This window comes from Flavobacterium sp. FG139, assembly GCF_057809695.1.
Window position 1 is genome coordinate 1 of sequence record NZ_JBMDKL010000002.1, and the last position, 22717, is coordinate 22717.

16 protein-coding genes are annotated in these 22717 nt (G+C 35.6%); 7 read left to right on the top strand and 9 right to left on the bottom strand.

Translation table 11 applies throughout. The features are described from left to right. On the top strand, positions 1–4190 hold a 4190-nt coding region (locus tag ACODSI_RS01485; RefSeq protein ID WP_488915070.1), incomplete at its 5' end, for a T9SS type B sorting domain-containing protein. 308 nt (positions 4191–4498) lie between these two features. Here the strand turns inward: ACODSI_RS01485 and ACODSI_RS01490 are convergent. Further along, positions 4499–5866 carry a M28 family peptidase gene (locus ACODSI_RS01490; RefSeq protein ID WP_488915071.1) on the bottom strand — a complete coding sequence of 456 codons (1368 nt, stop codon included), beginning with the start codon at positions 5864–5866 and terminating at the stop codon, positions 4499–4501. A gap of 87 nt (positions 5867–5953) precedes the next feature. Between ACODSI_RS01490 and ACODSI_RS01495 the strand changes: the two genes are divergently transcribed. Genes ACODSI_RS01495 through creD form a run of 6 tightly spaced genes read left to right on the top strand, consistent with a single transcriptional unit; the run spans position 5954 to position 9710 of the window. Beyond that, entirely contained in the window at positions 5954–6586 is a 633-nt protein-coding gene (locus ACODSI_RS01495; protein WP_488915072.1) for a hypothetical protein, read from the top strand. 30 nt (positions 6587–6616) lie between these two features. Further along, positions 6617–6913 (top strand): winged helix-turn-helix domain-containing protein, encoded by a 297-nt coding sequence (locus ACODSI_RS01500; RefSeq protein WP_488915073.1) that lies wholly within the window; start codon positions 6617–6619, stop codon positions 6911–6913. Positions 6914–6967: 54 nt separating this feature from the next. Beyond that, positions 6968–7423 carry a hypothetical protein gene (locus tag ACODSI_RS01505; protein ID WP_488915074.1) on the top strand — a complete coding sequence of 152 codons (456 nt, stop codon included), beginning with the start codon at positions 6968–6970 and terminating at the stop codon, positions 7421–7423. A 2-nt stretch (positions 7424–7425) separates the two neighbouring features. Next, complete coding sequence (locus ACODSI_RS01510; protein WP_488915075.1) at positions 7426–8073, top strand: DUF1361 domain-containing protein; 648 nt, start codon at positions 7426–7428, stop codon at positions 8071–8073. Positions 8074–8085: 12 nt separating this feature from the next. Beyond that, entirely contained in the window at positions 8086–8391 is a 306-nt protein-coding gene (locus ACODSI_RS01515) for a hypothetical protein (protein WP_488915076.1), read from the top strand. Positions 8392–8417: 26 nt separating this feature from the next. Next, positions 8418–9710, top strand: coding sequence for a cell envelope integrity protein CreD (gene creD / locus ACODSI_RS01520; RefSeq protein WP_488915077.1), 1293 nt, complete (start codon positions 8418–8420; stop codon positions 9708–9710). A 160-nt stretch (positions 9711–9870) separates the two neighbouring features. On the opposite strand, the gene ACODSI_RS01525 is transcribed toward creD, so the two are convergent. The 8 genes from ACODSI_RS01525 to ACODSI_RS01560 all read right to left on the bottom strand — a co-directional run bounded on the left by ACODSI_RS01525 (position 9871) and on the right by ACODSI_RS01560 (position 22717). Further along, the gene (locus tag ACODSI_RS01525; RefSeq protein ID WP_488915078.1) at positions 9871–11544 is read right to left on the bottom strand and encodes an MFS transporter; all 1674 of its coding nucleotides are present in this window, start codon (positions 11542–11544) and stop codon (positions 9871–9873) included. Positions 11545–11779: 235 nt separating this feature from the next. Beyond that, positions 11780–13537, bottom strand: coding sequence for a family 43 glycosylhydrolase (locus tag ACODSI_RS01530; RefSeq protein WP_488915079.1), 1758 nt, complete (start codon positions 13535–13537; stop codon positions 11780–11782). A 120-nt stretch (positions 13538–13657) separates the two neighbouring features. Next, complete coding sequence (locus ACODSI_RS01535) at positions 13658–15751, bottom strand: glycoside hydrolase family 97 protein (protein ID WP_488915080.1); 2094 nt, start codon at positions 15749–15751, stop codon at positions 13658–13660. Positions 15752–15850: 99 nt separating this feature from the next. Next, positions 15851–18148 (bottom strand): beta-glucosidase BglX, encoded by a 2298-nt coding sequence (bglX, locus tag ACODSI_RS01540; RefSeq protein WP_488915081.1) that lies wholly within the window; start codon positions 18146–18148, stop codon positions 15851–15853. A 15-nt stretch (positions 18149–18163) separates the two neighbouring features. Further along, positions 18164–18862, bottom strand: coding sequence for a carboxylesterase family protein (locus ACODSI_RS01545; protein WP_488915082.1), 699 nt, complete (start codon positions 18860–18862; stop codon positions 18164–18166). Positions 18863–18871: 9 nt separating this feature from the next. Further along, on the bottom strand, positions 18872–20257 hold the full coding sequence (locus ACODSI_RS01550) for a glucoamylase family protein (protein ID WP_488915083.1): 1386 nt from the start codon (positions 20255–20257) through the stop codon (positions 18872–18874). A gap of 81 nt (positions 20258–20338) precedes the next feature. Beyond that, positions 20339–21244, bottom strand: a complete 906-nt coding sequence (locus ACODSI_RS01555; protein ID WP_488915084.1) for a LamG-like jellyroll fold domain-containing protein — start codon at positions 21242–21244, stop codon at positions 20339–20341. Between the two features lie 18 nt (positions 21245–21262). Further along, positions 21263–22717, bottom strand: coding sequence for a RagB/SusD family nutrient uptake outer membrane protein (locus tag ACODSI_RS01560; protein ID WP_488915085.1), 1455 nt, complete (start codon positions 22715–22717; stop codon positions 21263–21265).

The window sequence follows — 22717 nt, forward strand, 5'->3', positions numbered from 1 at the left end:
ATACCTGTTATACTTTATATGTAAGAGCAGTGTGTTCTCCAACAGACAGCAGTACTTGGACAGTTGGTGTTAACATACAAACACAAATTGCACCACCTGTTTGTGGAGGAACTTTCACAGATCCAGGAGGCGCTACAGGAAATTATGCTAATAGTACGGATTATACTGTAACTATATGCCCAACAAACGCTACAGATATTTTAACAGTAACATTTACAGATTTTAATACTGAAACTAACTGGGATGCCTTATATGTATTTGACGGTAACTCTATTGCATCTCCGCAAATTGCGAGTGCAAACGGTGCAGGAAATGTACCAGGTGGACTAGCAGGTGGATATTGGGGCACAACAATACCTGGGCCATTTACATCATCATTGCCAGGAGGTTGTTTGACTTTCAGATTTAGAAGTGATGGTTCAGTGAACAATCCTGGTTGGATTGCAAACGTTACATGTGAGCCACTTCCAACTTGTCCAAAACCAGTTCTTTTAACAGCTACAAACGTTACACAAACCTCTGCTACATTGAGTTGGACAGAAGTTGGAACTGCAACTGCATGGGAAATTTTAGTACTACCAATTGGGTCTCCTGTACCAACAGCAACTTCATTGGGTATTGCAACTACAAACCCATATATAGTTACTAATTTACCTCCAGGAACAGCTTATACTTTTTATGTTAGATCAATTTGTTCCCCAACGGATATTGGTCCATGGTCTGCAGGTGCTACTTTTGGAACATTGCCAGTAAATGATGAATGTTCAAATGCAACATTTGCTATTGTAAATCAAAATTTAAATTGTGTTCAAACAACACCAGGAACTTTAGTTGGTGCTACACAATCTTTACCTAACGTAAACTGCCCTCCAGGAGTAGCAAACGATGATGTTTGGTATACCTTTACGGCAACGGCTGCTACTCATATTATATCATTTAACAATGTTGTGCCAGCTAATACAGGTTTAAACTATGCCATTTTCCAAGGAACGAACTGTGGTAGTTTAACACAGGTTGCTTGTAATTCAGGTGCAGGTTTAACCGCAGGTGTAACTTATTATTTAAGAGTATATTCAACTTCAGCATTACCTCAATTTGCTACATTTAGTCTTTGTATAGGAACACTACCATGTACAGAAGCTCCAGCTTTTTGTACAGGTCAAACCGTAACCTATGCTAACTCAACGAATGTACCTAGTTTAGGGCAAATCGGATGTTTATTTACCTCTCCTAACCCTGCTTTCTTCTTCTTACAAGTAAACCAAGCAGGTCCATTAAGTTATTTGATTTCTCAAGTTGACAACAATGGTGTTCCAAGAGATGTAGATTATGTTGCTTGGGGTCCTTTTACAGACTTAAATACAGCATGTTCAGGTGTTCCTCAAAATCCATTAACTGGTGCTACTCCAATTCCAACACCTGCTACTGGTTGTCCTGGTACGCTTCACGCTTGTAGTTATTCTGCAGCTCCACAGGAAATTATGTGTATACCAAATGCACAACTGTGTGAGGTGTATGTAATTATGATTACAAACTTCTCGAATCAGGCTGGAACTGTAACATTTACTCAAACTAATGCTGGTGGAGGAACAACTGCTTGTTTCCCAATCAATACATTTAATTATCCATTAACAACATATTGTCAAGATGGAAGTGATCCAACTCCAATTCTTGCTCCAGGAGCATCGGCCGGTACTTACACCTCAACTCCAGGATTAGTAATTGATCCAGCAACTGGAACCGTAGATTTATCTGCAAGTTTACCAGGAGCTTATGTTGTAACAAGTAGTACAGCAACTACTGTTGGAGGAACTTGTAATACCATTCCTTTCATAACGACAACCAGAACTATCATTATTACAGCACCTGCAAATGCTACAATTGCATATCCAAGTGCTACTTATTGTAACAATATCAATACTATACAAACTGTAACAGTTACAGGAACACCAGGTGGAAGCTACTCTGCAACGCCTGCCGGTCTTTCTATAGATCCAAATACTGGAAATATGGCTCCTAGCGCTAGTATTCCTGGTGTTTACACAGTGAACTATTCTATTGCTGCATCTGGAGGTTGTCCTGCTTTCAATACTACCACTACAGTAACTATTATTCAATCTTCAGTAGCTAATACCAGCTTTACTTATCCTACACCAGTTTGTGTTGGAGGAATGTCGGGACCAACTGCATCACCAATTATCTCTGGAGGATTTACATTTAGTTCTGGGTCTGGTGCTAATCAAGTTAATGGTGTATTCACAGCAACTCCTGCTGGAGCTGTAATTGACCCTGCAACTGGTGTTATTGATTTACTGTTAAGTTTACCTGGTACTTATACTATTACCTATTCTATTGGAAACAATCCAAGTATTTGTGCTGTTGGTGGTTCTTCAACTGCTCAAATTACTATAAATCCAATACAAAATCCTATTTTTAATCCTATTTCAAGTGTTTGTCAAAATGCTACGGCTCCAGTTTTACCGAATACCGATTTAAATGGTATCACAGGAAACTGGTCACCAGCAACTGTTGATACAACTACATTAGGGACTACCACTTATACGTTTACACCAGATAATCCAACACAATGTGCTACATCTGCAACTATGGATATTTTGATAACTACACCTATCACTCCAACATTTGTTCCGATAGCTAATATTTGTCAAGGTTTAGCTGCACCAACATTACCTTTAACTTCTCAAGAGGGTGTTAATGGTACTTGGAGTCCTGCAACAATTGATACTTCTGTAATTGGAACAGCAACCTATACGTTTACTCCAAATTCAGGTCAATGTGCTGTAAATGGAAGTTTAAGTGTTACAATTGATGCACCTTCAATTGTACCTACGTTTAGCGCCATTCCAAATATTTGTCAAGATTTAACTGCACCTGCCCTTCCTACTACATCTAGTGAAGGTATAACAGGTTCATGGAGTCCATCTACAATTGACACTTCTGTAGTTGGAACAGCAACCTATACGTTTACTCCAGATCCAAATCAATGTGCTGTAAATGGAGCTTTAAGTGTTACTATTGATGCACCTTCAATTGTACCTACGTTTAGTGCCATTCCAAATATCTGTCAAAATGATACGCCTCCTACATTACCTAGTACTTCTACAAATAGTATCAATGGTTCTTGGAGTCCAGCCACTATTGATACAAGTGTAGCAGGAACTGTTACTTATACATTTACTCCTAATAGTGCGCAATGTGCAGTAAGTACAACATTAAATGTAACTATTACTCCATTAGTTCAAGCTACTTTTGTACAAATACCTGCTATTTGTCAAGGCAACACAGCTCCTGCACTTCCAAGTAATTCAACAAATGCTATTGTTGGTTCATGGAGTCCATCTACAATTGATACATCAGTTGCTGGAACAACAGTATATACATTTACCCCGAATAGTGGTCAATGTGCTACAGGAACAACAATGAGTATTACCATCAATCCTACTCCAAATGTTACTCCTCTAACACCTGTTGATGCTTGTAATAACTATACCTTACCATCATTAACTATTGGTAATTATTTTACAGGTCAAAATGGAACTGGAACTCAAATCGCAGCTGGCACAGTAATCACAACAACGACTACATTATATGTTTATGCTGAAAGTGGCACGGTACCAAATTGTACTGATCAAGAAGCATTAACTATTACAATAACTCCTTCTCCAACATTTACAATAGAAGGTGGTTGTCAAGGAAGTGTGTATGTACTTGAAGTTGTTGCTGGTAATTACAATCCAAATACAGCTAGTTATTCATGGTCTGGTCCATCGGGAAGTATTGGTTCAAATAGCCCAACGCTACAAATCCCAACAAATTTAGCAGGACAATATACTTGTACTGTTACTATACCGAGTGGAAGTGGTGGAACTTGTTCAGAGAACCTATCGTTCAATGCTAATGATGTTACTTGTACAATTCAAAGAGGAATTTCTCCAAATGGTGATGGATTGAATGATACCTTCGATTTAACCGGATTTAATGTAACTGAATTAAGCATTTATAACAGATACGGAACGAAAGTTTATTCTAAATCCAATTACATTAATGAATGGGGTGGTCTTTCTGATAATGGAAATGAGTTACCTGACGGAACCTATTATTTTGTAATTGAAAGAAGTGGCGCTGATAATAAATCAGGTTGGATTTATATCAATAGACAAAATAAATAATCTTATAATTTTATTACTAAAAAAGAGACTGAAATTCAGTCTCTTTTTTTATTTAATCCATTTTATATGATTTATGTAGAACAGAAATTAGAATTAAAACTTTAATTTCTTTAATCTTAAAATATGATACTAATGGTATTTATAATCTTTACTATAAATTAACTTTTGATTTTCTAAAATTACTTTTCAATTCTAAAACAAATACCTCAACTCTATTCTTTTATACTTCTGAACTAATTAATTTACAGGTTTTTTCTAGATAAAAAAGTAAGGTATTTTAATCCTAAAAAAAGAATTTATCTAGTACTTTATTGTAAACCGTATTTATCAAACAAATACATTAATGAAGCCATAGTAGCTGCTCCTAATTCTAATTCGCGCTTATTAACAGCCTCAAAATTGTCATTGGCTGCATGATGGTAGTCGAAATAACGTTGTGAATCGGGTTGTAACCCAACTTTAACGATTTGCTCCGATTTTAAAGGTCCGATGTCTGTACCAGAATGGCCTTTGTGAAATATATGAATCAAATAAGGTTCAAATAACTCTTTCCAACTTACAATTTTATCAAAATTTTTATCATCCGATTCAATTGAAAAACCTCTTGGTGTAAATCCACCTGAATCACTCTCTAAGGCAAAAATGTGATTTTCATTATTCTTTGTTGCTTCTTCACCATATTTGGTTCCGCCTTTCACCCCATTTTCTTCATTCATAAATAGAACAACACGAATTGTATTTTTAGGTTTATAATTGAGTTTTTTAAACAATTCCAATACTTCCATACTTTGCACACATCCTGCGCCATCGTCTTGAGAACCATCTCCTAAATCCCACGAATCTAAATGACCTCCAACAATCATAATACGTTCTGGATGTTCAGAACCTCTAATTTCACCAATTACATTATACGATAAAACATCATCAAATTGCTGACACGATTGTTTGAAATACAATTTAGCATTCGGATTTTCCTTTAATAATTTACTCAATGCTTCTGCACCATTTGTAGAAATAGCAGCCGCTGGAATTCGATTTTCTTTGGGAGTATCTCCATAATTCGTCATACCCGTATGTGGTAAATCATCCAATCTTAAATTCATAGAACGTACAATAACGCCTACTGCACCCAACTTACCTGCCTCTCTAGCACCCGAAGAACGCTGATCTACACAACTGCCATACGCATTAAAAGTCTCAATAAATTCAGGATTCATCGGACGATTAAAAAAGACTATTTTGCCTTTTACTTTATCACCTAATACCTTCAACTCGTCTAAGCTTTTTACTTCAATTACATCAGTAGTGATTCCGATCTTCGGTGTTGCAACTGACAAACCTAAAGCACAAATTGAGAATGACACTTTCTTTTTTCCTAGTTGCAGATAAGCTACTTCTTTTTCACCTCTAACCCATTTCGGAACCATCACTTCTTGCAAATAAACACGATCCAATCCTAAAGTTTCTAATTGTTGTTTGGTATACAAAACGCCTTGCTCTGCTCCTTTTGAACCAGACAAACGTTGTCCAACTTTGTTGGATAAATCGTCTAACCACGAATAACAATGACTCTCGGTCAAAGCGGTTCTGTATATCTCCTTCAACATCGTTTCATCACTGTTTTGAGACAATAATACTGTAGATTGTAATAGCAGTAAAAAGGCAACTTTCTTCATGGTAATTAATTTCTTTCAAAAATAAATTAAAAAACATTTGGTTTTACAAATATTATTTATTTACTTTGTATTTCAAAGTACTTTTATATGGAGACAAAAGATTATTTAAAAGACATTCAAGACATCAAGCAAATGATGTCTAAATCATCCCAATTTTTATCCTTAAGTGGTTTATCTGGAATATTGGCTGGAATTTATGCATTGATAGGCGCTTACATCGCAAATACCATTCTGCCTTCGTATAATAAATTAGGAGGCAGATTAGAACAAGGCGCTCTAACTTTAAACGAACAAGAAATAACAATAAAACTACTTCTAATTGCCATAGCAGTTATTGTACTATCAATAATTACGGGTTTTGTTTTAAGTTCATCGAAAGCTAAAAAACAAGGAGAGCGCCTGTGGAACGATTCATCCAAACGCCTTTTAATCAATTTTGGCATTCCATTGAATACCGGCGGAATCTTTGCTTTAATCCTTTTGCAAAAAGAATATTACGGTCTCATAGCGCCAATAACGTTACTTTTCTACGGATTGGGATGTGTGAATGCCAGTAAGCATACTTTTAGAGATGTACGGTATTTAGGATTAACGCTAATTGTAATTGGATTGTTTGCTACTTATTACACTGGTTACGGGCTCTTATTTTGGGCATTAGGTTTTGGGGTGTGTCACATTTTATATGGAAGTATTATGTATTTTAAATACGAAAGAAATTAGAGTAAATTTGTACCCAACAACAACGGCAAAATGAAAACCATCATACAAAACATCAATAAAGCTTTTGATCACCGAATTCGTTTGGGAATCATGTCGGTATTGATGGTAAATGAAAGTGCCGATTTTAATATGCTGAAGGAACTACTCGGAGTTACCGACGGCAACCTTGCCTCTCATACCAAAGCATTGGAAGCTGAAAATTACATTCAAATTGAAAAACAATTTATTGGTAAAAAACCTAATACACGCTATATCGCCACACAAGATGGAAAAAAAGCCTTTAAAGATCATATTGATGCGCTTGAAAAATTAATCTCAAAAAGTTAAACTATTTTTTTATCTATTTACTTTGAAAAACAAAGTACTTTTAAAATAATTATTATGAAAGAACTACTCATCGAAACACTCTACCGAATCATTAAAGTTCCCTATCAAATGCTATTCAAAAACAGTAAAGCTTGGAACGTATCCATTCAAGATTTACTTAAATACCCACAAGACAGTCTCGGATTTCACTACGGTTGTTTCTTGCTGAAATACAATTTCAACATTCAAGAAAGTTTGGAAGAACACGACGCCTATCATGTACTCATTGATGTCGGCATAACCGTAAAAGATGAAATAGACATGCAATTCTATTTGTTAGGCAACGGAAAAAAAAGTCCGTTTGTATTCATTGTCATCGCCACAGGCTTACTCTTCTACCCTTTTGAACTTAACAGTTTTATCAAATCTTATCAAAGAGGCAAACTAGCACATGCGTTTCATTATTTAGACTTTCAAAAAATGTTACCAATTCCACTAAAAACAATACAATCCACTTTTAATATCAAATAACTATGGAACTATTCGTCAAACTTTTCGAAAATCATAAAAAAATAAATAAAGTACTGCTACTTTTCACTGGATATTGCTTTTCATTATTACTTTTCAGAGCTAAAATAACAAATTCTATATACCTCTTTTTCTTAATTTGGAATCTGTTTTTAGCTTTAATTCCTTATGCAATAATATCCTATTTGAAAATCAATTTCATTCAAATACATTCCAAATTTAAAATTGGTATTCTGCAGTTTTGTTGGCTTTTATTCTTACCCAATTCGTTTTATATCATCACCGACTTAGTTCATGTTGTACGATCTACTGGAACTATCTTTTATTTAGATTTAATCATCATTTCTTCCTTTGCTATTGGTGGATTTGTATTGGGAATCCTCTCCATTATTGACTTTGAAAGTACATTCGAGTCCAATATTCCAAATAAAATAAAACCCTTTTTAATTCCTACTATTTGCCTTTTATGTGGCTTCGGAATCTATCTTGGAAGAATATTACGCTTCAATAGTTGGGATATAATCAGCAATCCGTTTCAATTATCTGAATCGATTTTCATCGAATTGCTAAACTGGAAAACATTAGCTTTTTCAGTTCATTTTGGAATATTCATTTATTTTTCATTGTTGTTCAAAAAATCTATTTCTAAATAAATATTCTGAATTATGACCAAAAAACAATATCAAAACGCTACCGGTATCTTCTCTACACAATTGGCTGTTGGTTCTTTTACCATTGGAACGCTTTTACTGATTTTACAAGTCTTATTACACAATGAAACAATCATTGAAATCGGAGTATACTATGTAGTTATTGCTTTCATAGTTAATCTTATCATGCTCCTTTATCTTTCCTTTCTACTGTTTACACAACTGAATCATCAAGAATATTACATCATCAAAATACTCATTCTTCTAGCGAACATTCCTATTGCCTTTGTGTATGTGAGAATCGTAGCGGAAACCTTATAACAAATTAACACTTAAATCAATACATCATGGAACATCCAGAATTCGAAACTAGACCTAGTTTCTTTCAATCAACAACTGCCAAAATGATCATGGTCGGAATGCTATCGTTATTCTTACTCATCCCATTAAGCTTCGTGCAAGACTTAATTGTAGAACGCAATCTTCGTCAGAAAGAAGTCGTTGCCGAAACGACTTCCAAATGGGGCGAAAGTGTCTACTTTTACGGACCAATCTTAAAAATTCCCTACAAAGACCCCATCACATTACAAATAGAACATGCCTATTTTTTTCCAGAAACACTCAATAATACTACAAGCACCGACATCAAAACGCCCTTACAACGAAGTATTTACAAATCGAATGTGTTTACCACCAAAATGCAATTCGACGGTACGTATGCACAACCCAATTTCAGCAAAAAAAACGTACCCAACGAAAACATATTTTGGACTAAAGCTTCTATCGTCATTCGTACCACCAATTTAAAAAGTGTCAAAGACGAAGTCAAAATCAAAATTGGCGCAACCAGCTATACGTTTGAACCCATTCGCACCAATCAAGCCAACGATACCATCGAATCGTTAGAAACAGGTTATATCGATTTTAACGCCATAAAAAACACGAACTTCAAGGTCAATATTACCTACAACGGAAGCAAACGCATTAGCATTGCTCCTATCGGAAAAGCAACCAACGCCAAAATGACTTCCAACTGGGCATCACCCAATTTTAACGGAAATTTCATCCCAAACGACAAACAAATTACCGATAAAGGGTTTGAAGCCAATTGGAAAATTTCGCACTTCAACCGACCATTTGCTCAAGAAAATTTTGAATCACTTCCCAATTTGTCTAAATACGCCTTTGCCGTCGATTTTATAACGCCAGTCGACGAATACCAACAAAACGAACGCGCTTCTAAATACGGTTTTTTAGTCATCGGACTTACCTTTCTCATCTTTTTCCTGATTCAATCCATCAGCAAAATCAGCATCCATATTTTTCAATATGTCATGATCGGAATTGCACTTATCATGTTCTACACGTTACTCATTTCGATCACCGAACACAGTAGTTTTAGCTTCGCCTACGCTATTGCAGGAACGGCTGTTGTCGTACTCATTTCGCTCTATTCCATCTCTATTTTAAAGGATAAAAAATTCCCAGCCTTTATCGGTATCGCACTTTCTGTACTCTACACCTTCATCTACGTCATCATCCAATTGGAAGATTATGCACTTTTAGTCGGTTCAATCGGTCTGTTCCTGATCCTAGCCGCCGTAATGTATTTTTCTCGCAAAATAGAATGGAATAAATAGTAGAAGCGAAAGGCTCGGGCGTTCTTGTAATCGGTATTCCCGCTATCCGCGCTGCACGGCAGCTAGCTCCTATCGGGGCTAAACAGCAAACGCTAAACACTAAAAAAAACTCCGAAAGAGACATGTCTTTCGGAGTTTTTTTTAAGGATATATACTTCAATTAGTGTCCGCCAGAAGCTTCAATCGAATCGACATCTATATTTTGTTTCTTCAAAATTCCTTTGACTACAAAGCCATAATACGCTAAGTAAGCAAAACAAATCACGGGAATAAAATACGACTGGTGAATTCCGATAATATCCGAGATTTTACCTTGTAACGGCGGAATAATGCCACCACCCAAAATCATCATCACTAAAAAAGCCGACCCTTGAGACGTATATTTTCCTAAACCTGTGATGGCTAACGAGAAAATAGCGGGCCACATGATACTACAAAACAAACCTCCACTCATAAAAGCATAAATGGCTAATGTGCCTGTTGAAAACAAACCAATAGTCATGGCAATCATTCCCATCAAACCAAAAATCAGTAACGTTCTGGACGGTTTGTCTTGTCCTAAGAAAAATCCAGCTACTTGAAAAGCAACCACTGCTGCATAGGCATACAATGGTCCAACATCTTGTCCTGAAATATGATTTACAAAAAGTACTACTCCAAATGCAACATAAGGAACAACCACCAATAATATTTTGCGAACTGAATTCGATGGATTAAAAACCGAAATCGCTCCTGCCCAACGACCAATCATCAAACTTCCCCAATACATCGAAATATAAGGTGCTAATGCAGAACCTGTAATCTTACCAAACACATCAGTTTTTAATAATTCGCCCAAATTACTCTGAATAGTAACTTCAACACCTACATAGGTAAAGATACCTAACATTCCCAAAACCAATTGCGGATACTTCATAGCTCCCCAACCTTCTGGACTTTTTTGTGCTCTAGAATTGGCAAATAACAATCCAAATACAATAACCAATAAAGTAGTTATTGTTAGTCCCAATCCCAAAAAGTCTTTTTCTTTATTATCAATAAAATGTTTGATGAAATCTGCATCCGAATAACGAGAAAAAATATAGCCAAAAATGACCACTAATATGGCTGTAATTGCAATCAGTGTTTTCATTGCTTTGCTTGCTGGCTCAAATGTAGCATCACTTTTTCCAGCAGGTAACTTTTTAGAAAAATAAAATAATGCCGCAGCTAATAAAAATAATCCACCTACAAACACATATAAAACTTCCATTTTATCTAATGAATTGGCCTTCTGAGCAAACTCTTTAATATAATCTTCATTCACACCTGCAATAACCCCAAATAATGCTGCTGAAACCACCAAAGGCCCAATGGTTGTTCCAAAAGAATTGATTCCTCCAGCCAAGTTCAATCGGTTGGAAGCAGTATGTACTTCTCCCAAAGATGCTGCAAAAGGTTGTGCCGAGGTTTGTTGCAATGAAAAACCTAAAGCCACAACAAACAAAGCCGCCAATATCAATAAATAACTTCCTTGAGTTACTGCAAAAATCATAAAAGCAGCCCCAAAAGTACTGATCAACAAACCATTGATAATTCCTTTTTTAAAACCCCATCCGTTTAAAATATCGCGATTTACCATACTACTAAAAACAAATAGTAACAAGGCTCCAATATAATAAGCGCCGTAAAAAGCAAAATCAATTAACTGACTTTGAAATTGGTCTAGGTTAAATTTGGCTTTACAAAAAGGAATAAAAACTCCATTTGAGGCGCCAATAAATCCCCAAAAGAAGAAAACAGTAATCAGCGTATACAAAGCTGAATTGTTTGATTTAGTTTGTTCTGAACTCATAATTAAATAGTTTGGTTTAAAGTTGGTTAAAAATGATATTAGCAATATCCTATTTTATCATCTAAATAGTGAGAAAGTGATAAAATTACACGGCTAAATTTTTGTTAAATATACATTTATATCATTTTGCTAGTTGTAATAACCCCATATAGTTATCAACGAAAACGTTTTCTTTGTAGCGTTTTTGTGAAATTTTCATAAAAATACAACGTTTGCGGTTGTTGATAAACAGCACTTATTCGGCTTTTATAATTTCACTACGAACGCTAATTCCATTGGAATTGAATGCTTCAATTTGAAAATAATAAGCATCCGTTCGGTCCATTCCTGTAAAGAAATATTCGTTTTTACCGTACACCATAATACTTCCATACAACTTGTTTGGCGATTTTCCGAAGTAAATCACATAGCCATCAGCATCTTGATTTTGAGACCATTTAAGCCAAGCACTTCTGCGTTCTCCGAATTTGTTTGGATCAGCTCTCAACGGAATAAAATTTTCAACCGCTTTTGGTTGTGCTCCAGCTCCTTTTCCAAACACTCTGAATCCACTTAAAGCAAATTTACCTGAAGGCATTTTAACATTTTCAATTTTTAAAAACCTTGCTTTTGCTGCTGTCGTTAACTCGATATAATCATGTGGAACATCTTTTTTGTTCTTACTTTTATCAATCAAAAGTGTCCATTTTTTTCCATCATTAGAAGCCCAAATCTTATATTGATGAAATTTATCGAATGTTTTTCCCATAAATTCGGCCTCTTGATCGGCATAATTAATTTGAATAGCATTGATAGTTGAAATCTCTCCTAAATCGGTTTGAAACCATTCACCAGTTGCTCCAGTTTTGGCCGACCAATATGTTTTAATATCTTCATCAACACCTAAATTAGCCTGATAACCTCCTAAAGTAGAAGAAACTTGAACCGGTTTGTTGTAATTCAGTAACATCCAACCCGAAAATAAACTTTCTAAATGATTGGCATCTTTTTGAGGCAACAAGGTAGGGTAATCACCATAAGCTGTGTTGCAATACAGTATGTCTTCTTTATCAAAACCTGCAGGCCAAATTCCGATACGACGTTCAAAATTATTTTTCACACCAATCGCTATTGTAGAAACATGCCAATAATTATTAAAATTATCTGTAAATGTGGCACCATGACCAGCACCTCTCGCAAATCCACCGGGTTTATAGGAAAACGGATTGTGTTTTTGATATCCAAAACCATCTAAAGGTTCGTTACTTACAAAAACGCCATCAGCATACCCACTAAATTCGGTGGCTGGCGCGCCATATTGCAAATAATATTTTCCGTTGTGTTTGGTCATCCAAGCACCTTCCATAAAAGGTTGCAAAAAAGTATTGTCGTTGTATTCGCCAAAGCGTTCCCAACCATGATCTTCGGGATGTAAGGAAATTAAAGGTTTTACATTACCATCCGATTGCATGGTTTTTAAGTCAATTTCGGTTCCCATAATTGGAAATTCATTACTCGAACCCCAATACAAAAACAACTTATTTTTTTCTTCGTCATACAAAAAACCAGGATCCCAAGCGCCTACTTTAAAATTATCTATGGCAATTTCCCATTCATCTTTAGTGGGGTTTTTACTTTTCCACAACGCAAAATTTGGTCCGTGCGTAGAACCAATGACATACATTTCATCTTTCATAACAAATACGGCTGGCGCACACAATTCGTCATAAACATCAGCATCAGGTTTTAGAAACTTTCTGGAAACAAAATTCCAATTGCTCATATCATCGCTCCACCAATAACCCCATTGATTGGTTGAAAAGAGAAAGTATTTTCCTTTAAAATTTACAATTACTGGATCGGCTGTAGCACGGTGTTTTCCTTGGGTTACAAAATTTGGAATTGGGCAATATCCATAATCAATATTGATGGGATTGCAATAAGTTTTTTGTTGGGCATTACCTTCAATTGAAAAAATCAACAACAACGAAAAGATAGAAAAATATTTTTTCATGATAGGAACGTGTTATTTTAAATAGCTACATTCAAGTTCACATTTTACCAACTCACAAAATGATGGTTAAATCATCTGTGAGTCTAGTAAAATGCTCCAAACTAAATTATATTTATACGCTTAAATTGGTTGAAAACTAATGGCCGTTCCTCCTCCATTGGCTAAAACCAATTTGATTTTAGATTTAGAAGTCACTTCCATTGTTTTTATGTCATAATTGATTGGATTATTTTTCCAATCGGCCGTTTTACCATCTTGATAAATAATGGCTTTGTATTTTTTGTTTGGCGATAAGAAATCCAATTTGATTTCGGTAGTTCTAGCATTTTCATCCGTGATTGCTCCCAAAAACCAACGTTCTCCGTTTTTCTCTTTACGAGCAACCGTTAAATAATCACCTGGTTCAGCTTCTAAATACTTCGATTCCTGCCAATCTACTGCAACATCTTTAATAAACTGAAAAGCATCTGGGTATTTCTCATAATTTTCAGGTAAATCGGCGGCCATTTGCAACGGCGAATACATAGTTAAGTACAAAGCCAATTGTTTGGCTAAAGTAGTATGAACTTGTTCCGTTTTGGATTTGTCGTAATAGCTCATTTTTATTTCAAAAATACCAGGCGTGTAATCCATAGGACCACCTAACAATCTAGTGAATGGCAATATCGTTTCGTGCATTGGTGGGTTTCCAACACTCCAAGCGTTAAACTCATTACCACGTGCAGCTTCCGCAGCGATATAATTTGGATACGTTCTTCCGTAACCTGTTGGTCGTGAACTTTCGTGTGAATTTACCATCAAGTTATAATCGGCAGCACGTTGCGCTACATAATTAAAATGATTGACCATTGCTTGTCCGTCATGAAACTCACCACGTGGGATAATTCTGCCCACATAACCTGTTTTAACAGCAGGATAACCATATTCTTTCATCAATTCAAACGAACGGTCTAAATGTCTTTCAAAATTGGCTACAGAACCTGAAGTTTCATTGTGCATAATCATTTTTATGCCTTTTGATTTGGCATAGTCATTCACTTGTTTCAAATCAAAATCGGGATAAGGCGTTGTAAAATCGAATACATTTTCTTTCCAATTTCCAAACCAATCTTCCCAACCTACATTCCAACCTTCCACTAAAACGCCATCAAAACCATTTTTGGCAGCAAAATCGATGTATCTTTTAGTGTTTTCTGTTGTAGCCCCGTGTTTGCCAGTCGGGATTAAATTCCCAGCAGCATTTTGAGCATTCTGACTACCCGCATAATCCCAAGTTGATTTTCCTACATGCATTTCCCACCAAATTCCAACGTATTTCATCGGTTTGATATACGAAACGTCTTTAATTTTACAAGGTTCATTTAGATTTAAAATCATTTTGGAGCCCACAATATCTCGAGCATCATCACTAATCATGATGGTTCTCCATGGCGAAACACATGGGGTTTGCAAATAGGCTTTATCACCAATTGCATTCGGAACTAAATTAGACGTCAATTTGAACTCACTTGGCTTAACATTCAAATGCATCACTGGATAATTTACTACTGCAGCTTCGAAGATATTAATGTAAATGCCGTCTGCCGATTTCATCATTAAAGGCGATTGTACACGAAAATTATCTTGAATGGATTTTAAAGCTATACCGTTATTTCGGTCTATTTTAGAATTGTTGATTTCAGATAATTTAGTTTCAGTATAAGGATATTCTTGACTGTCGTAATCTCCAGGAAGCCAAAATGTTTTGTGATCTCCTGTTAAGTTAAACTGCGATTTTTCATCCGAAATAATAAAATAATTGAGTTTGTCTTGCTTAGGAAAATCAAAGCGAAATGCTACACCTTCGTCAAAAACCCTGAAAACAAGATTGATCTTTCTGTTGGTTGACGTTTGCGAAAGAGCGACAGTCATTTCGTTATAATTATTTTTGATATTGGACTGTTCGCCCAAAACTGGTTGCCAAGTTTCATTAACTTTTCTCTGACCAATACTATCTATTCGGAAATTACTAGCTAGACTGGGTGCATCTTTTAACTCTATTCCCAAGCTACTTTCGTTTACAATAGGTTTGTTTTTATAACTTACTGCATACGTTGGAATTCCATCACTAGTAACTTTAAAGGTTATAGTTATATTCTTGGATGGAGATTGAACACTTTGAGCATGAACTATTGATAAGACCAATAGAAATGCAAGAGACATGATTTTCTTCATTTTTTTAAATTTTTGATAAAGATAAAATATCTAAATCAGTTTTTTAGAAAAAACCCTTTAGCAAAATCACTAAAGGGCTTCTCAAGATGCATAACCAATTTATTTAACTAACTCAAATTCTATTTTATTATCGGTATCCGAATTAGCTCCGATAAACGCTTGAAATCTACCTGGTTCAGCAACAAACTTTAAATCAGAATTGTAGAATTTTAAATCTTCTACCCCAATTGTAAAAATTACCGTTTTGGTTTCTCCTTTTTTTAATTCAATTTTTTGGAATCCCTTTAATTCTTTAACAGGACGTGTAACTGAACCAACTAAATCTCTTGTATATAATTGAACCACTTCTTTTCCATCAAACTTCCCTGTATTGGTAACCTCAACAGCAACTTTTAATGTGCCGTTTGCCGTTAATTTATCTGATGAAGCAGTTACTTTTCCATAAGTAAATGTGGTATAACTCAATCCGAATCCGAATGGAAACAAAGGTTCGTTGCGTTCGTCAATATAATTAGAACGGAATTTTTCAAACTTTCCTTCTTTGTTAGATAAAGGTCTTCCGGTATTTTTATGACTGTAGAAAATTGGAATTTGCCCTACACTTCTTGGGAATGTTGTTGTCAATTTACCCGAAGGATTTACATCGCCAAACAACACGTCGGCTATAGCGAGACCGGCTTCTGAACCTGCAAACCACACATTTAGTATAGCTGGAACCGTTTTATTTTCATCAACAATCACTAACGGACGTCCATCAAACAAGACTAAAACAACTGGTTTTCCGGTTTTCAATAATTCGTTTAGCAAATCTTTTTGTGCTTGCGGAATGTCGAGATTGGTTCTGCTCGTACATTCGCCACTCATTTCTGAAGATTCTCCAAGTGCCGCTACAATCACGTCTGATTGATTGGCAATTTTTAAGGCTTCTGCAATTAATTCTTCTTTAGTTCTGTTGTCCCGGTGCAATGTTTTACCAAACATAGTAGCATTTTCTTCAAAAGTAGCATCGTAATCTAGATTAGAACCTTTAGCATACAGCACTTTAGTATTAGTTCCAGCAACTTCTTGAATTCCAGCTAAAAGTGAAATTGAATTTTCTTGTTTGGTTGCGACACTCCACGTCCCTGCCATATTTTCTTTTGCATCTGCTAAAGGTCCGATTACTGCTATAGTACCTGACTTTTTCAAAGGCAACATTTGATTTTCATTTTTTAACAAAACCAAAGATTGAGAAGCTATATTTCGGGCAATTGCTCTATTTTCTTTATTGAATATATCAACTTTTTGACGGTTTTCATCCAAGTATTTATAGGGATTATCAAACAATCCTAAATCGTATTTGGCATTTAAAATCAATCGGCATGCGTTGTCAATCTCTCTTTGAGTGACTTTACCTTCTGCTAATGATTTTTTAAGTGTTGTTAAGAAACCCTCTCCCACCATATCCATTTCAACACCAGCGTTCAATGCCAATTGCGAACAATTTTGCAAATCCCCCATACCGTGTTCTATCATTTCATTGATACCTGTAAAATCGGTCACTACAAAACCTTTGAAACCCCATTGCTTACGAAGTACATCAGTTAACAACCATTTGTTTCCGGTTGCTGGAATTCCGTCAATTTCGTTAAAAGAAACCATTACCGAACCAGCCCCAGCATCTACTGCAGCTTTATAGGGTGGAAAATATTCATTATACATTCTGATTTTGCTCATATCTACTGTATTGTAATCACGGCCAGCTTCAGGTGCGCCATATAAGGCGAAATGTTTAACACACGACATAATGTTGTCATTTTTGTACGTTCCATCGCCTTGATAGCCTTTCACCATAGCTTTGGCTATTTGACTACCTAGATAAGCGTCTTCCCCAGAACCTTCGGCAATTCTTCCCCAACGAGCATCTTTACAAATGTCGACCATCGGAGAAAACGTCCAGTTGATTCCGTCGGCACTAGCTTCTTTGGCAGCAACTTGAGCACTTTTCTCAATTAAATTCATATCCCAAGTACATGATAATCCTAATGGAATTGGAAACGTAGTTTCGTATCCGTGAATTACGTCCATTCCAAAAATCAAAGGAATTTTCAATCGGCTATTTTCTACGGCTATTTTTTGAACATCTTTAATTTTTTGGAGCGATTTAATGTTGAATAAACCACCTACTTTACCTTCACGTATTTTTTGTGCGATGTTAGAACTTTTGGCTTGACCGGTTGTAAAATCATCGGAACCAGGTAAGTTTAACTGACCTAGTTTCTCATCTAACGTCATTTTTGCCATTAACTCGGTAACAAATTTTTCTTTAGAAGTAACCGTTTTTGTGCTTTTCTTTTGTGCAGAGACAATTAAGCTACTTGAAAATGCAACTATATATAGGGCTTTATTGAATTTCATTTTATGATATTTAGTTTATTTGTGCTGTGCCAATAGCCATTTGTAAAACTCAGGATTGGAATAGGTTGAATCCCAACTGTTGTGATTGTCGTTTGAAAAAATGGTTAATTGTGCTGTAGGATTTATTTTAATTAGTTTTTGGTATATTTCTATGGATTGATTTGGGTCGACTACATCATCTAATGCACCATGATAAATATGAATGGGCATGTTTTTTAGTTTTTCTATTTCAAATTGAAAAAGGCGATCTACTGGTCCGCACACAGGTGCAACTGCAGCAAAAAGTTCAGGATGTTCTTCAGCTAATTTCCAAGTTCCCCAACCGCCCATGCTCAACCCTGTTAGGTAAATTCTAGTTTTATCGACATTGTATTTAGACGAAATATCTAAAATTAATTGATAAACGGTATTAGTATCCCACCACACGTTCTCAAGACATTGTGGTGCTAGAATCGCAACCGGTTGATTAATTAGACTTTGATAGGTAAACGGACTGTGATTTTTTACAATCTCCAAATCAGTTCCTCTTTCGCCTGAACCATGAAGAAATACAATTAATGGAAATTTTTCTTTCTGATTGGTTGGTAATTGCAAGACATATTGCATTTCAAATTTCACTTTAATTTCTTTTGCAAAATTGGCTTTTACCTCTTGAGCATAAGAATTTGATGACAAAAAGAGTATAAAAGGAATGATTAAAACTATCTTTTTCATGATATCTTTTTAAAATCCATGTTGTGTTGACGAAAAGCCTAAAGCTTGTAATCCTGTTTTTACTTCTGGAGCTTGCATGAATAAATTCCATATAAGCCCTGTTCTATAATTTTCAACCATAGGTGCAATTGTTCCTTGATCTATAGCTAAATAGCGAGGTGTAACCCAATTGTATTGTGGCGAAAATGCATCATAAGGTCCCGCAATTCCAACATAAGTGCTTCGTTTTTCATCGTATAAATAATGAAGAAATTTCATCGACTCTGTTGGTGTATAAGGAAATGATGATAACGCAGCGGTTGGTGAAATGACACCCAAATCGTTATTAGGTTGGTGAGCCGAATAACCCGTTGTACCATCCGTATTTCTAGAATAACTAGCTGTTAATCCCCAACATTTTTCAGAGTACCCTGCAAATTGATGCGGATTTGCAATACAATATTGATTGATGATTTTAGAATGATTTTGCGTTAATGACCAGTAATTTGCATACTGGTCGGAAAGCCCTCTTGGATCTAAACCAAGGTAAGAATAGTGCGACCAAAATAGAGGACCAACATTACCAGTAGCCCCATTATAATTAAAAATTACAGGAATACCGTATTGTGAACTCCCATTTACTATACTTCCGTTTCTCGCCCATGCTTCATGATAAGCGGCCGGAGGAATAGAATGTGTTGGCGAAGACATTCCTAAAACGTAAGCAATTAAACATTCGTTGTACCCTTCTAATTTGAAATTCATTTGCCAACCATAATTAGGAGACCAATGCCAATACATTGCATTTTCTCCTTTAGTATACCAATCAAACTCTACACCTTTCCACAAATTATCGGCTTGAGTTGCTAAGGCTTGTTCGGTGGCATTTCCATTTTTAAAATACTCTCTTACGGTTAATAAACCTTGACATAAAAATGAAGTTTCCACTATATCACCACCATTGTCCATAGTGCCAAACGGAATTACATGACCTGTATTTCCATCAATCCAATGCGACCATGCTCCGTGAAATCGATCAGCATTTTGTAAAAAAGTTAACGCTGTAGTAAGTCTAGAAACTGCTTCTCCTCTTGGAACAAAACCTCGTTCTACACCTACAACAATACTCATCAAACCAAATCCAGAACCGCCAGTGGTAACAATATTGGATTCAAAACTTGGATTATCGGTATGATAACGTTCTCTAGCCAACTTTGAATTAGTTTCAGCATAATCCCAAAAATATTTTAGCGCATCTTTTTGAACCATGTCTAACGCTTCAGCATCCGTTAAAGGTGTTATTGGAGTTGTTGGATTAGTCGGTAAAGGAGTTCCTCCTGAACCATCTGTATTTGAAGATGAAGAGCAAGAGTTTAGCAGACTTGAAAAAAAGAATAAATAAATAAGACCCTTCATTATCATGTAATTAAAATTAATTTATAAAAAAATACACACCCGAAGTACCAACAAATCGGGTGTGTATAAACAAAATAAAACCTACCTATTATCTTTCTCTAGCAAATACAATGAACGTACATCATTATCTGAAAGAGCTGTATTATACATTCTAAATTCATCCATCAATCCAGTGTAATTTAACATCCATCCATCAGGAGCACTCCAAGGAGCACCTAAATGTTGTTGGTATCCACCGATAATAAATTTAGAAACATCCGAATTTGCTAAATCACCATATCCTACACCTCCTGAAGCAGGATCGTTAGTATATCGTTTTGCTAATGAATCTGGTATAGCAATTTTCTGGCCATCAACATAAATACTATAAGTTGAAGTTGTTGCATTGTAAGTCCAAACTAAATGTTTCCATGTGCCAAACATCCCGTTTAAAAGGTTTGAACCATCATGTACAATCCATTGACCAGACCAAGGAATACTTGGTGTAACATCTTTTTGAAGGTGATTTTTCAACAACATGGTATTAGCTGGACCAGTTCCTTCAATTAAACTAAAAATATTACCCCAAAAATCGGTAGTTTTTGGCAACATAAATAAAGATTGTGCTCCACCAGTATGAGGATTGGTTTTAATCCAGGTAGAAACCGTAATACTTTTTAAAGAAACTAAAGAATTAGCTACATTGTTATAGGCAATAAAAGAACTTGCAGAGCCTTGATATGCATTTCCTTTAACTCCAGCTGCATACGTTACATTGGTGCCTACACCATTGGTAATTCCGCTTTTAGAATCATCAATAGTGTTTTCAAAACTACATTTTACCAATAAGTTGTCCGGAGCGATTTCATCTGAATTTTCATAGCCACCAATAGACTCATAAGGAATTGGACTGTTTTCTTTATCAATGCTATCTTTGGTACAACTCACAAAAAACTGTGAAGCTATTACAGAAGCAAATAAGAAAATAAATTTATTACTATTTTTCATATTTAAGTTTTTTAAGAATTAATATCCAGGATTTTGATTTGATAATCCGTTAGCTTGATTGATGAATTTTTGAGGTAATGGGAAAACTTCATGTTTACCAACCACAAATGTTTTACCATCTGCCGCCAAAGCTGCTTGTGCCTGACCAGTTCTTACTAAATCAAAGAATCTATCATGCTCAAAAGCTAATTCTACTCTGCGTTCTTTCCAAATAGCAACTCTAACATCCGATTGTGATAAAGCAGTTGTACCACCTAAACCAGCTCTATTTCTTACTTGATTCAATAATGGAATTGCCGCAGATGTTTGTCCTAATTCATTAAGAGCCTCAGCTTTCATTAACAATACTTCTGCATATCTTAAATATTTAATATTAGTGTCGGTCTCCCAAGCATCAGTATAAGCGGAAGAATAACATTTGTAATTGTATCTTGGATTTTCAACCGTTGTTGGAACCACTCTTCCATCGTATAAAGTGGTTCCTGCAAAAATGATGGTTGCATCTTTTCTTACATCACCTGGCTCGTAGGCATTAACTAAACTCAAAGTAGGTGTATTGAAGCCCCAACCCCATCCTCCAGCGCCACGAGCACCTTGAGAAACTGAATATCCTTGAACTCCTTTTGCAGGAGTAGAACCAACACCTTGAATTTCAAAAATTGATTCATTATCGTTTTCACCTGCTAATTGGAACATAGTAGCATAGTTTGGAGAAAGTGAATACCCTGAAACTAAATTACAATTATCTATAACTTGTTGCCATTTTTGTTGGTATAATGAAACTTTAGCTAATAAAGCATAGGCAGCACCTTGAGAAGCTCTTCCTTTTTCTGAAGAAGGATAAGCCGCTTTGTTTGGTAAAGCTGCAATTGCATCATTCAAATCTTGTTCAATAAAAGCGTATACTTCTGCTTTAGATTTACGAGTTAATTGCATTACTCTATCTTCTTCTGAAGAGGGATTTGGAATATGATCTACAATTGGAACCCCACCATAACATTTAACCAAAGTAAAATACATAAAAGCTCTTAAAAATTTGGCTTCACCTATTAATCTTGCTTTCAAATTAGCATCTGCCTGATCTAATTGCGGAATGTAATACAAGGCTTGATTACAACGATTTATTCCATCGTAATTCGCTTCAAAGACTTCACCTACAGACAAACTGGAAGCATTGTAAGTTAAGGCATCCATCAAGTCTTTATCAGTTCCTGTATCACCAGGTGAAGAACCTTTATCGGCGTCGTCTGAGGCAATACTAGACATACCATTCCAAGAAAAGGAAGTCATATTCCAATCTAAAAACTTGTTGTATACTGAAGTTACAAAACTCTTTGCTCCTTCATCATTATTGAATAGGGCTAAATCTGCCGTAGAAATATTTTCAGTTTGATTTACATCCAAAAAATCATTGGAACAACCTGAAAAAAAGTAAACCGACAAAACAGTCACTGATATTAATATCTTTTTCAT